The 13,194-nt window shown below is 44.2% G+C and carries 9 protein-coding genes; 5 read left to right on the top strand and 4 right to left on the bottom strand.

The window, feature by feature from the left end; translation table 11 throughout:
• Window position 1: 1 nt before the first annotated feature.
• The 4 genes from ACIPUA_RS05105 to tssB form a co-directional block, all read right to left on the bottom strand.
• Window positions 2–1,729, bottom strand: a complete 1,728-nt coding sequence (locus ACIPUA_RS05105; RefSeq protein ID WP_449059356.1) for an OmpA family protein — start codon at window positions 1,727–1,729, stop codon at window positions 2–4.
• The gene (gene tssL, locus ACIPUA_RS05100) at window positions 1,729–2,391 is read right to left on the bottom strand and encodes a type VI secretion system protein TssL, short form (RefSeq protein WP_449059355.1); all 663 of its coding nucleotides are present in this window, start codon (window positions 2,389–2,391) and stop codon (window positions 1,729–1,731) included. Before tssL ends, ACIPUA_RS05105 begins: the two co-directional genes overlap by 1 nt.
• Window positions 2,392–2,551: 160 nt before the next feature.
• Complete coding sequence (gene tssC / locus ACIPUA_RS05095) at window positions 2,552–4,096, bottom strand: type VI secretion system contractile sheath large subunit (protein ID WP_449059354.1); 1,545 nt, start codon at window positions 4,094–4,096, stop codon at window positions 2,552–2,554.
• Between the two features lie 19 nt (window positions 4,097–4,115).
• Complete coding sequence (tssB, locus tag ACIPUA_RS05090; RefSeq protein ID WP_449059353.1) at window positions 4,116–4,613, bottom strand: type VI secretion system contractile sheath small subunit; 498 nt, start codon at window positions 4,611–4,613, stop codon at window positions 4,116–4,118.
• A 430-nt stretch (window positions 4,614–5,043) separates the two neighbouring features.
• Between tssB and ACIPUA_RS05085 the strand changes: the two genes are divergently transcribed.
• The 5 genes from ACIPUA_RS05085 (at window position 5,044) to istB (ending at window position 13,124) form a co-directional block, all read left to right on the top strand.
• Window positions 5,044–5,454 (top strand): hypothetical protein, encoded by a 411-nt coding sequence (locus ACIPUA_RS05085; protein ID WP_449059352.1) that lies wholly within the window; start codon window positions 5,044–5,046, stop codon window positions 5,452–5,454.
• A 457-nt stretch (window positions 5,455–5,911) separates the two neighbouring features.
• Window positions 5,912–9,250 carry a DEAD/DEAH box helicase gene (locus ACIPUA_RS05080; protein WP_449059351.1) on the top strand — a complete coding sequence of 1,113 codons (3,339 nt, stop codon included), beginning with the start codon at window positions 5,912–5,914 and terminating at the stop codon, window positions 9,248–9,250.
• A 580-nt stretch (window positions 9,251–9,830) separates the two neighbouring features.
• The gene (gene istA / locus ACIPUA_RS05075; RefSeq protein ID WP_449059350.1) at window positions 9,831–11,168 is read left to right on the top strand and encodes an IS21 family transposase; all 1,338 of its coding nucleotides are present in this window, start codon (window positions 9,831–9,833) and stop codon (window positions 11,166–11,168) included.
• Window positions 11,169–11,328: 160 nt separating this feature from the next.
• The gene (gene istA, locus ACIPUA_RS05070; protein ID WP_316928257.1) at window positions 11,329–12,351 is read left to right on the top strand and encodes an IS21 family transposase; all 1,023 of its coding nucleotides are present in this window, start codon (window positions 11,329–11,331) and stop codon (window positions 12,349–12,351) included.
• Window positions 12,348–13,124, top strand: a complete 777-nt coding sequence (istB, locus tag ACIPUA_RS05065) for an IS21-like element helper ATPase IstB (protein WP_040133147.1) — start codon at window positions 12,348–12,350, stop codon at window positions 13,122–13,124. Before istA (ACIPUA_RS05070) ends, istB begins: the two co-directional genes overlap by 4 nt.
• Window positions 13,125–13,194: the final 70 nt, after the last annotated feature.

The following is a 13,194-nucleotide window of genomic DNA, read 5'->3' as shown; positions in this document are numbered from 1 at the left end:
GTTACTTCTCCTTTTGGGTCGAGTGTGTGTCAACGTCCATCGGTGACACGGTTTGATTATCCGCTCCCTGACAAGCATCGGCTTGAGGGATAAGTCGTATTTCAACGCGCCGATTCTTCGCGCGACCTTCAGCGGTTTGATTATCGGCGATAGGGTTATTTTGACCGTCTCCTTGAACGGCAAAACAGGCTGGGTTTATATCACTGGTCTCTATCATCCAATCTCTGACCGATTCCGCGCGTTTTAAAGACAATTTTTGGTTCAATTCTGGATTTCCAGTGTTGTCGGTATAGCCGGAGACGACAATCAACCAACCGGGCTTTGCTTTAATATTGAGTAAGGCATCGACCAAAACCTTAGTGGCACTGGCTTTTAGCGTCGATTGCCCCACATCGAATAGCGATAGGCTGTCAAGCCTGACCATTTCGGGTGCATTTTGAACAATAATCGGAGCCGGTGGTGGCGGGGGAGCCCAACCGCCTAATAGCGTGTGCAAGTAGGGTAATATTCTATTCCCCTGATATAACGCTAAAGAGTAAGCGCTTGGGATCCCTTCGCGCTCCCAGCGTGCAAGCTCAGCGGCATCATCTTGTAGCTGCTGATAAGCGGTCAATTTTGGTGAGAGTGGTGTATCCGAAAGTAGTGAGAAACGAGCCACATCTTCGCCAATGTGGCGAATGAGTTGTTGATTATGATGATAGCTACCACAAAGCGCCCCGAGGAGGAATAGACCACTGATTAATCCGATGATACCAAGCGTTCGCTCTCGGCTCGTGAGATTGATATCATAATGTAAGTCGTGCAGCATCACTTCGGGCAGTGGGAGCCTGTCACTTATTTGCTGGGAACTCAATAAGGATAACTGTGTTTTATGTTGCACAAACTGTGCCCACACGTTATGCGGCTGGCTATCAATGTCTATCCATTGAACAGCCCAACCGGATGGCGATAATTTGGGTGCACCGGTTTGCGATGAGGATAGCATCGGAATAAACTCAATATTTAACCACTGGAGTAAAGTGTCGAACCAAAGTGAGCGTTGTAAATTAAGCTTGGTATCTTTGCTGTGTGAATTTAACCAAACAGAAAAAGGCACTGCGACATGACCGCCTTCTTCTACATGGAATTCCTGCTGACGATCAGACTGGGTTATCCAGGGAAACGGTTCATTTCCCGTAGCCCACGTTGCATCCGATAGTGAAACATACAGACTGACCCAAAAGGGTAACCTTTTATTGATTTTAAGTCGGCTTTCACCGATGGCTCTGCGCCAATTCAGGGTTTCCTGAGCCAGTATTTCCAGGTTGGTGATTTGCTCCGGCAATAACGCAAATAATACGGATAACTGGTTTAGCAGGGATGGCTTTGTTCTCGCCATCGACTGAACGATATGAGCAAGGTCGGCGGGGGCATCAACAGGAATATACCAACCTTGTGAGGTTTCCCGTTTTGTTTCATTCTCAGAAAAAAGTGCCCGGGATTGACCACAAACCAAAATGACCGCACCTTGATAGCTATCCGCGGGTAATGCATCAATAAATCGTTGGTCTACGACATTAAAGTGTTTTTGTTGTTTATAAGCCCCAAAAAGGGAAAGGCCTGTCACGATCACAATTAATACCGTCACAAACCCTGACACGGCGTTACCAAGAGACCAAAACCCCCACAATAGCCACAGAAACAAGCCCGCAGCAAACAGGGTGATCAGGGATTTGATTGACTTTTGCATTACTGTCCTTGCATCATCCATTGTTGCAATAAATGCTCTAAGGAAGTGGATAATCCCCACCATAGGGCGGTTAAAAGAAGCCCCCCGCCTATCCAACTGATCCAGTATAGACGGCGAGGGCTAACACGAAGCTTAGCTTTCGTGGCAAGAGGCAGTTCATAAGTGATGGCATGATGAGGCAGACGCGCATTGAGTTGTGCAATAAGCTGTTCGCGTTCAGGGGCATCAACTTGGCGATATTTCCCCACAAAACCCAGAGTTAGTACCCGATGAAAACACACTAAAACAAGTGTGTTAGGTGAAGGCGATGACAGAATACTCTGTAATCGCTCCCAAAATGTGTGTCCTGCATCCAGTGTATTAAAGTATCGTGTTTGGAGTGGTGATTGAAGCCATGCAGATATGCCACTATCTTGAATACGCCGATTCATGACATTTTCATCTAACATGGCACATAACGCATACTGTATGTGCTCAATCGATGTTTGCTCGATGCCTGCTTCACTCAAGGCGTGGACTGTTTGCTCTATTTGATGACATACAGCATGATAAAAGGCCTTTCCATCATGAATTAAACAGCCTTGCTGTAATTGGCAAACCATGAGCTCGATATCCGTCAAGATATTGTTAATGGTTTGTTGTTCTGTATAGAATGACGCCATAAAGAAATACCCTAACTTATTCTTCTGATCCATCAGGTAGCAAGCTACATCTGAGCGTTGCATGCGATTTATTATCGGGTTTGAAAGATTGTTATTACAAACAAGCACAGAGGAGCAGGGGCGCCCCTCTGAGATCTTGGTATCAGTGAATGTACAATTTTTATGATTTTGCTTTAGGCATCTGCGAAACCAACGATAAATCCACATCCATTCCTTCAACCTGGAAGTGAGGAACCGCATAGAGTTTCACTCGGAAGAAACCTGGGTTATCTTCGATGTCCTCAACAACCACTTTCGCATCACGCAGTGGGTGTGAGGCTTGCAAATCATCACCCGGATCGGTCATTTCAGTCACTAAGCCACGCACCCAATTATTGAGCTCTAACTCAAGTAAACGTCTGTCTTTTGTCGTCCCGATATTTTCACGCTGAATGAGTTTCAGATAATGAGCAATACGCGATAGCAAGAAAATGTAGGGTAAGCGTGAGTTAATACGACTGTTCGCGGTTGCATCTGCCGTGTCATACAGAGCTGGCTTCTGTGCCGAGTTGGCAGAGAAGAAGCAGGAGTAATCGCGGTTTTTATAGTAAGACAGTGGGATGAAGCCAAGATTTGCAAATTCAAATTCACGGGTTTCAGGGATCATCACCTCAGACGGAATTTTCACCTGACTGCCTGTACCTAAATCAAATAAATGAATAGGTAAATCTTTCACAGCACCACCCGCCTGCGGGCCACGAATTTGCACGCACCAACCATTGTTGATAAAGCTTTTGACCATGTTGGCAGCAAAAGCAAAAGTGGCGTTGGTCCACAGGTATTTCTCGTGATCAGGGCCTTTCACTTCTTCCACGTAGTTAAAGCTGCGAACAGGTACCGTATCTGGGCCGTATGGCAAACGGCCTAGCACGCGAGGCATAGTTAAACCAATGTAGCGAGCATCATCCGAATCACGGAAGGCTTTCCATTTGATGTATTCAGCACGGTCAAAGTAGTTACCAATGTCTTTAATGGCGGCCACTTCTTCCATCGTCTCTTTGCCGAAGAACTTCGGCCCAACGGATCCAATAAATGGCATATGCGCGGATGCTGAGACTTTGGAGATGCTACGCAGTAAGGCGATATCTTGCGGGCTACGGTCAAACTCATAGTTAGATATCATCGCTGCAATCGGTTCACCGCCCGGGGTATCATATTCCGCAATATAGGTATGGTGGTAAAGTCCGCTTTGGATGACTTCAGGGCTATCTTCGAAATCTTGACGCAAATCGTCTTTAGCAATATCAAGCAGTTCAATTTTGACGTTTTGACGGAAATCAGTGCGATCAACGAGGAATTTCAATCCACGCCAAGTGGATTCTACTTGTTGAAATTCTGCATGATGCATCACTTCATCCAGTTGTTGGCTGATTTGTTTATCCAATTCAGCAATATGATGGTCGAGTAGATTTCGGTCTAAACGCTCGACTTTTTGACCGGATGATTTTAAACGATCTAAAAATACTTGAACTGCAATCGTGACGCGTTCGTCAGCCGTTGCATCTGCCAAGGCCGCATTGTCTTGAAATGCATTAATATCACTGATTGAGGCGACAGGGGTTAAATTGATTTTTTCAAACAGGGAAGCATATACACCGTGGGTTGATGTGTCATCAAGCACTGTTGTTGCACCTTGGCTTGATTCATTTTTTATAGACATCAGCATAATCCTTTAATAATCCAAATTAATCTTTCTTCGGGGCTAATTCAGCCAACTCTTCACGAAGCTCATTACTGAGTGCCGGATCTTTCAGAATATTTTCCAGCTCACGACGGAAGGTAGCATTATCAAGCAGGTTGGATTTTAGGTCGCGCAGGAGATTACGCATGGCTAACATGGCACGAAGTTGAGGAATTTGACGAGCCACTTGCTCAGGTTCAAAATCCTTCATAGTTTTAAATGTCAATGCGACGCTCTCTTCGCTGCCATCTCCTGCAAGGGTATTTTTGACGGTCAGATTAACGGATGGTGCAAATTCAGTGAGCACATTGTCAAAATTATTTTTATTTACGTTGATTTTTTCTCGTTCAGATAGCGGACGATCATCCTGCCCGTGGCTGTAATCGCCGACGGCTAATAGTTTTAGCGGTAACTCTACCTTTTTCTGGGCACCGCCCGTGTGCAGATCTAATTTGATGTTAACCCGTGCTTTGGGGACTTCATTTTGAAAGCTATCCGACATGAGTGAATTTCCTTGAGTTTTAATAAGCACATTAATTTTAGTATTGCTAAATGGTTGTGACTACATTGCATTCATTTGACTTATGTGGTTATTTTATTTATATCTGTATTGTTAGGATAAATCAACGTTTCTTATGTGTTTTTATGAGGAGATGGAAGGGGCTTATTGTCTAACTTTATTTTTTTTGATAAAAAGCTAACTATATCAATAAGAAAAGTAACTATCTTTCACATTACTTATTCAAATGAACTAAGATGTAATAATTTATTTCAAAACATTAAAATTTAATGCATAAGAATAATTACTCTTTATTGGTGTAATTGGTGCGTTTTAATTAATAATTGGTGCGTTTTAAATAGCGCATATTGCCATTAACAGGAATGTATGAGTACTCATGAACAATCATCGTTCTCCTTGGTCCTTGAGGGAAATGCGTTATATAGAACGTCATTACGGACGAAGCAAAACCCGAGACATCGCCAAAAAATTGGGGAGGACACCAACTGCCATTCGATTACAAGCTCAAAAGTTGGGGTGTTACCAATCTAAAAGATCGCGTTGGAGTGAGGGTGAGAAGGAACAAGTTTTTGTTTCATATCGTCGAGGGGAGGGAATTGAATCACTTCAAAAAGTCTTACCGCATCGTTCAAAACAGGCCATTTTTGCCATGGCTGAGAGCTTGGGGCTTTTCAGTCAACGACGTTGGCGTGAATGGGAAGTTGACTTGCTGAGAAAATATTATGGAACAATGGGGACAAAAATTGCAAAGCAACTCAATAACCGAACACAGGATTCCATTAGGCAAAAAGCTCGGTCATTAGGATTGGTGTATATAGGATAGCCGCAGGTATTTTTACATTACAATTACGCTTAGCCATGGTGACTAGCTCCAAATGGAGCGATGATGAATTGCTTCTGCTTGCTCAGAATCATCTTCTACCAATAGTACATCTATGTGCATTATTTCCTGAACGGAGTCTGAAATCTGTGGAGTTTGCGCAAATAAAATACAGAACGCGGAAGACCAATGCAACGTGGGCAACATATTGATGATTAATTCGGTGAGGAGGAAATCGGCTCGTAGAGCGACATTGAAAATGCTTTTTCTAGAGGAACACGATAGTGCACAGTAGTGGCAACCAAGAAAATTACCAATGCTAAATTGGGATGGGAGAACTTGGTGATAGAGTTTTTATGTAACAAAAGATAACCCATTCTTAAGTCTGTCTACAAAATCTTCAGAAATCAGAGTATCCTTAATATTATTAATATATCTGGATAATAACCAATAAGCTAAGATGACATCGACTCCATTGCCTCAAGACATACTAAGAGCTTGGCAACGTATAGAATTTTTTCAGCCTTATACGCTTGAAAAGAATGATAAAAGCTTATCAATCTCGCTAAACCAGCTTGTAAGCCAAGGTGATGCTCTGCTTCCATGGCATTCGGAAGCGTTACGACATCAATTTGAAATTCCTCAGAATGCACGATATATCCTGCATATAGGCTTATTTGAAAAAAATATTGCCAGTGAGCTCAGCCTAAAGATATTTGGCTCAGATGGAGAACTGGATGAGGAAGAATACGAACAGCGTCTAGATCGGGATGGGACAACCTGCTTTGCCAAGGTTCAGCTAAATGCAGAAGGAAGCCCGATGATGGATAAATTATCGGTTAGTTCACTCCCTTGGGCGCTGGGGCATCTGGCGAAACAACGATTCCAACTGTTGGAATCAACTATTTTTGCAGCAGATTGTAAGCACCTTGCGGATACACTCAGGCATTTCCACTCTACGTTAAAGCCCGTACATGAACATGGTCAAGGGGTGCTACGAGCGAGTGATATTCACACTCTGCTCACCACTCACTTAGTTGCGTGGGCAGATTACCTTCCTGAATGGCAATACGCCTTAAAAATTGAATGGTTCAGCAGCAACACTGAGAGTCGGGAGACTTTTTGGGATGAAGAAAATGACATCAATGAAATCGAAGAAGAACTCAATGACGCTGAAAAATCATTTTCACTTCCTATCTTGAACAGCTTCTTCTTTGAGGACATCGAAGATGCAATCAGATCGCTAAAAAAGCATCCGTGTAGCACCCTTAATACCTATCTTTCTGAGAATGCCTCCAAAAATCCAGATCTTTATTCTCAGGAGGGGCTTGCATCCATCATCGATAAATTACACCCGATGAAAATGCCACTGGGACGCTGGCCTTCCGATCCCGAACATGCAATGTCGTTAATGCAACAGTTTGCTATCAATACAACGATAGAAGAGCTTGATGAAGGTGGATTATTGTCCGTAAATGGTCCTCCTGGTACAGGTAAAACAACGTTACTACGTGATTTGATAGCCTACAACATCGTTGAACGAGCACAAGTACTTTCCGGTTTTAACAATGTTGACGATACGCTAGATCCTGTGGGTTTTATCGTTCCCGAACTTACCGGTTTCGAAATGATTATTGCTTCATCCAATAATGCCGCAGTAGAAAACATTTCACATGAACTGCCACAAAAGAAATCGTTGGCTGAGGAATTTCGTTCCTTTGATTATTTGTCTCCAACGGCAAATCAAATTGCTGCAGAGCGACTTGCTAAAAACAAGCATAAAAAAGATAAGGATGAAGATGGGATAGAGCGCGACTATCATCTTTTTGCCCCTCTAGAAGAAAAGAAACAGTGCTGGGGATTAATTTCTGCGGCATTGGGAAAGAAAGGGAATCGTACCAAGTTCGCACAACGTTTGTTATTTGACGAGCATTTCTTAAGAAAAACGTCCGCGGAAAGATCGAGACCACACAATGAAAATTTCCTCAGTCTATGGCGCTGGAAAGCCTGCCATACTGTAATGTCTTTTACTGATGCTAAAAAACGTTTCATCCACTGTCTGAAAGAGGTTCTGGAACAGCGAAAACAGTTAGAAGAACTCGCGGGCATTTTAGAAAAAGAAACTGACGATTCATTCAATACGCTGTCATTAGCTTTGGCTAAAACCGAAGCACTCCGTGAAGATTATTTCCGTAAACTTAAACTCTTTGAGGCTGAGCGTGATGTGGTTGAAAAACAAGTTTACCACGCTGAACAACACCAACGAATGATTGAAAATGATGCGCCGAGCTGGTTAGCACGTTTGTTAAATCGCAAAAAGGTACGTGCCTACCATGAGTTGTTGCATAATGCACAACATCATCTTTTAACATTAACGGCATTACTAGTTCAAAAAACTCAGCATGTTGCCGATAATCGTAAGCAACTGAATGAAACGGAGTCCAAAAAGAAAGCTTTACTTCAAGAGATTGAAATAATTAATAGGCAACGAGAGGATGAGGATAAAAAATTGCAGGGTCTGAAAAAAAGATTTTCAGGTATTGCAATACCTGATGGTAAGAAACCCATTAATGATGTCAGTTTGCAGCGCATTGCGTTCTGGCAAAATGGGCAGATAAACCGTCGGCGTTCGGCTTTATTTATGGCTGCAATGGATTTGCACCAGTCCTGGCTTTATGAAGCTATGGGGCTTGAGCGCTTCAGAAAAAACCTCTTCAATCTGAGCAACTTTCTTGGTTCTCCTCATCTTGACTCTGCGCCATTACGGTGGTGGCAAACTCTGTGTATGTTTGTACCTGTGCTCTCTACAACTTTTGCCTCTGTTGGGCGTATGTTGACTGGAGTGAAAAGCGAAGAGATCGGTTGGCTCATGATAGATGAAGCGGGTCAGGCATCACCGCAGCAAGCTGTCGGTGCTATCTGGCGGGCCAAACGTGTATTAGTCGTGGGCGATCCGTTACAAATTGAGCCCATATTTACAACTTCTCCCATTTTGGTTCAACATCTTTGTCGAGATGTCATACATGAGCACGCTGAAAAATGGGGCCCAGAAAAACTGTCTGTTCAGCAGGTAGTAGACCGTAGTAACCATTGGGGTTGTAAATTAGACGTCATGAATACTAATATCTGGGTTGGTATTCCTTTATGGGTACATCGTCGCTGCCTTGAACCCATGTTCAGTATTGCCAATAAGTTGGCTTATAATAATCGGATGATCCATGGACTTGATTCAGGCAAAATCTGCAGCCCACTTGTCAACGGAAAACTTGAAAGTCATTGGTTGATTTCAAGAGGTGGTCAAGGAGAAAAACAATACCGCGATAGTCACGGGCAAAGCTTGCTTGTTTTACTTGATAGGATACTATCCGAAAATGTAGCCTTGGAGACGATTTATATTATTACCCCATTTAAAGCAGTTAAACATGCTTTGTTAGAGTTAATTGAACATCGGGAACTGAAATGTTGGCGTGAAAACTCACCGCTGCTGAAGCGGAAAGATATTAAGGAATGGCAAAAGCGTTGTATTGGTACAGTTCATACTTTCCAAGGAAAAGAGAATGATATCGTTATTTTTGTTCTGGGGTGTGATGAACAAAATAATGGCGGTGCGAAATGGGCGTCAAGCAAACCCAATCTTCTAAACGTAGCGCTCACCCGAGCTAAAAAACATATTTTTGTTATAGGTGATCCACTGGTGTGGAAAGCATTACCTGGGTTTGACGAGCTAGCGTATATTTTACCAGAGAAACAGGAACATAATCTTGTTAAGGAAACAGAAAACACAGTTATGCTGATTTAGTACTGTGAGCAGCATTTACATAACACTAACAAAAAAGTGGTGTGCTCAATTTTGTGATTAGTCTGTAAGATAGAGCAAATTACCGAGGATATCTTTGAGGCTAAAGTCAATGTAAAGTATCCATTTTATCAACAATCTCACTCAGCTAAAATACTTGGATATAGTCGTAATGGGCGCCCAATGCTATCGCTGCCAAGATGCTTGCGGAAAATTTTTCGGAAAGGATGAAAATGTGTAGTGCACATATTGTGCCATTGCCGATTCAAGCGTTAGATTTACTCAATGATCTCAAAATAATGACAGGGAATTATAGTTATGCTTTTCTGGGGGGAACGATCTGAATAAGCCAATGAGTGTGATTAGCTGCGTATTCTGGCCCAACGTGAACGCTGTTTTTGGTTCTGCGTGAACGCGTATTCCGGCGGAAAATACCATGATTTTGCACCATGACCAGAATCACTGTTCATTTTGCCAGAATCGGTGTTCACCCGGCCGGAATTGCCGTTCACGTCCCCGGAATCTTTCTTAACGCATTGATTGTTCCTGCTATATCTCTTCCTTTCATTCTGAGGAGAGATATATGCCAAACAAGAGAATCACAATGCGTAAAATCCGTGAAATTTTAAGGTTGCGTTTTGAGGTCGGACTGTCCTTCCGCCAGATAAGCCAGTGTGCTGATGTCAGTACCGGCGCTATCCAGAAAATGCTCAAACGCCTTGAGTCCTCCGGGCTCTCCTGGTCCCTGCCTGAGGGGATGACGGAGCCCCGGCTTGCCAGCCTACTGTATCCGGAGTCTGACAGTCGCCCCGGTGCGCTGGAGGATCCTGACTGGGCAGAAATCCACATGGAGCTCCGTAAGAAAGGCGTCACCCGGCACCTTCTGTGGGAAGAGTACTGCCAGAGGATGCCTGTACGGGCTTACAGCTACTCGCAGTTCTGCTGTCGCTATCAGGCCTGGTGCCAGTTGCAGAAGCGCTCCATGCGTCAGCAGCATCCCGCCGGTGAAAAGCTCTTTATCGACTACTGCGGCCCCACGGTGCCGGTTATCTCGGCAGAAACCGGAGAGTGCCGTCAGGCACAGATCTTCGTGGCAGTGCTGGGGGCGTCGAATTACACCTGGGCCGAAGCCACGTATACGCAGTCGCTGCCGGACTGGCTGCTCAGCCACGTCAGGATGTTGGAGTTCTTCGGCGGTGTCCCTGAAATCCTGGTCTCGGACAACCTCAAAAGCGGAGTCAACAAAGCCTGTCGCTACGATCCCGATCTCAACCCGTCCTACCAGCAGCTGGCGGAGCATTATCAGGTTGCGGTTATACCGGCCCGCCCCCGAAAACCCCGGGACAAGCCAAAGGTGGAAGTGGGCGTCCAGATCGTCGAACGCTGGATCCTGGCCCGGTTACGCCATCAGGTCTTCTTCTCGCTGGCAGAGCTGAACCACTGCATCCGTACGCTGGTGACGGGCCTCAACGAACGTCCCTTCAAAAAACTGCCCGGTAATCGCCGGGAAGCCTTCGAAAGGCTGGATAAACCGGCGCTCAGGCCGTTACCGGTACAGCCATGGCGCTACCGCCACATCAAAAAAGCGAAGGTCAATATCGATTATCACGTCGAATATGAGCAACATCATTACTCGGTACCGCATCAGTACGTCGGTAAAACGGTGGAGCTTCATACCTTCGACAACCTGCTTGAGGTCTGGTCTGACGGGCAGATGATCGCCGTCCATCCCCGACGTCTTCATCCGGGTAACAGCACCACGGCAGAGCATATGCCGGAGCGCCACCGCCATCACCAGCAGTGGACCCCGGGGCGGCTGAAAAATAACCGGGACCTTGTTCCGGTGGACGGTGATCTGCATCCGTCTCAGGAGCTCCCTCAGGAACATGAGAACATCCGTGGCCCGCGCCACTTCCACTGAAACAGGAAACCCGAACATGCCACATACGCTGATGAAACAGCTGACAGGAATGGCGGCCGCACTGTCCTTGTTACTGGCAGTGTAAAAATGACCCCATATTGGCAATTGAATTTTGACCCCTGACGTAATATAGCGGTTTTACTTGTGAGGCCGCTTTTCAATGTTAACTCAGGAGAAGGTTGTGACAATAAAAGTTCTCAAACAACAGGGGAAGTCGATCAAAAGGATTGCTCGTGAAACAGGTCTAGCGCGTAATACGATTAAAAAGTATTTGCAACGTACTGATACTAAACCTGTTTATCAGCGTAAAACTCATCGTCCAAGCAAACTAGAGCCATTTAAAGACTATATTCAGTCTCGGATTGATGCGGCTCATCCTGATTGGATACCGGCATCCGTTCTTTATGAAGAAATTCTTGCTTTGGGATATCAAGGAAAACGTCGAATATTAAGTGGATATCTAGCGACTTTAAAACCTAAAGCATTGCCAGAACCTCTTGTACGATTTGAAACAAAGCCAGGAAAGCAGTTGCAAGTTGATTTTACCATTATTCGGCGAGGTAAACAGGCATTAAAGGCGTTTGTTGCAACGCTAGGTTACTCTCGAGCCAGTTATGTTCATTTTTATGACAATGAACGAACCGATGCATGGGTTGATGGATTAGTCCGTAGCTTCGAGTTTTTTGGCGGTGTTCCTCATGAGATTCTTTTTGATAACGCAAAGGCGATCATCCTTGAGCGTGATGCTTACCGAGTAGGAGAGCATCGTTGGAATCCTAAGCTTTTATCTCTTGCTCAGGATTATGGTTTTAACCTGACCGTTTGTCGCCCTTATCGAGCCAAAACAAAGGGGAAAGTTGAACGTTTTAACCGTTACCTAAAATCAAGCTTTGTTGTGCCATTACAAGCAACATTAAGGATGTCAGAGTTACAACTGGATGTCCAAACTGCAAATGGTTATGTCGGTTACTGGTTAACTCAAGTTGCCAATGCAAGAGTCCACGGTACGACAGGTGAAATACCGAACCAACGCTTAATCACAGAGCAGAATGCCTTACTGCCATTGCCGATAAAGTTTGGCAATATTGATAGCTATCAGAAGATAAAGATGACACCGATGCCATTTGAAAGCCTACAGCATCCGCTTAGCGTCTATGATCAACTGTTGCAGGGAACATTATGAATTTACAATCTGAACGTATTGCTGATGCTTGTCGCCAACTAGGACTCTACGCATTACCTGAAAGCTGGCCTAGGATTGCTGAAAAACACCTTGAACAAGAAGGGTCGTATGCTGACTTTATTGAAAAACTTCTGATTGAGGAAATCAATGCTAAGATGCAGCGTACTAAGGCGACACTCTTGCAGTTTGCAGGGTTACCTAACATCAAAACGCTTGAGGAATATGACTTTAACTTTGCGAGCGGTGTTCCTAAATCCCAACTAATTGAATTATCGGGTCTCAGTTTTATTGAACGTCATGAGAACGTTGTTATGCTGGGTCCGAGCGGTGTTGGAAAAACCCATTTAGCGATAGCTCTCGGCTATAAAGCGATTATGTCGAATATAAAAACGCGATTTATTACCGCAGCAGATTTAATGTTACAACTGGGAACCGCACATAATCAAGGTAAATTAAAATCCTACTTACAACGGGTTGTGATAAGTCCCAAGCTCCTAATTATTGATGAAATTGGTTATTTACCTTTTGGGCGAGAAGAAGCGAATCTCTTTTTCAACGTAATAGCCAAGCGGTACGAAAAAGGAAGTACGTTATTAACTAGTAATTTGCCCTTCAGTCAATGGGCAAGCGCATTTGCCCATGATACAACATTGACAGCTGCGATGTTAGATAGATTATTGCATCACTGTCATGTGATTCAAATTAGCGGTGAAAGTTATCGTTTAAAGGATAAGCGTAAAATAGGCATTGCGCCAATCGTGTCTGAAGTGTAGTCAATGGGGTCAATTGTAAATTGCCAACTGGAGCCTTAAAGGGGGCAAAATTAAACTGCCATTGACATCC

It is taken from the genome of Providencia sp. AGC89 (genome assembly GCF_053543535.1).
The sequence above is the reverse complement of the archived record's forward strand: the minus strand, read 5'-3'. Positions and strand labels throughout refer to the sequence as shown.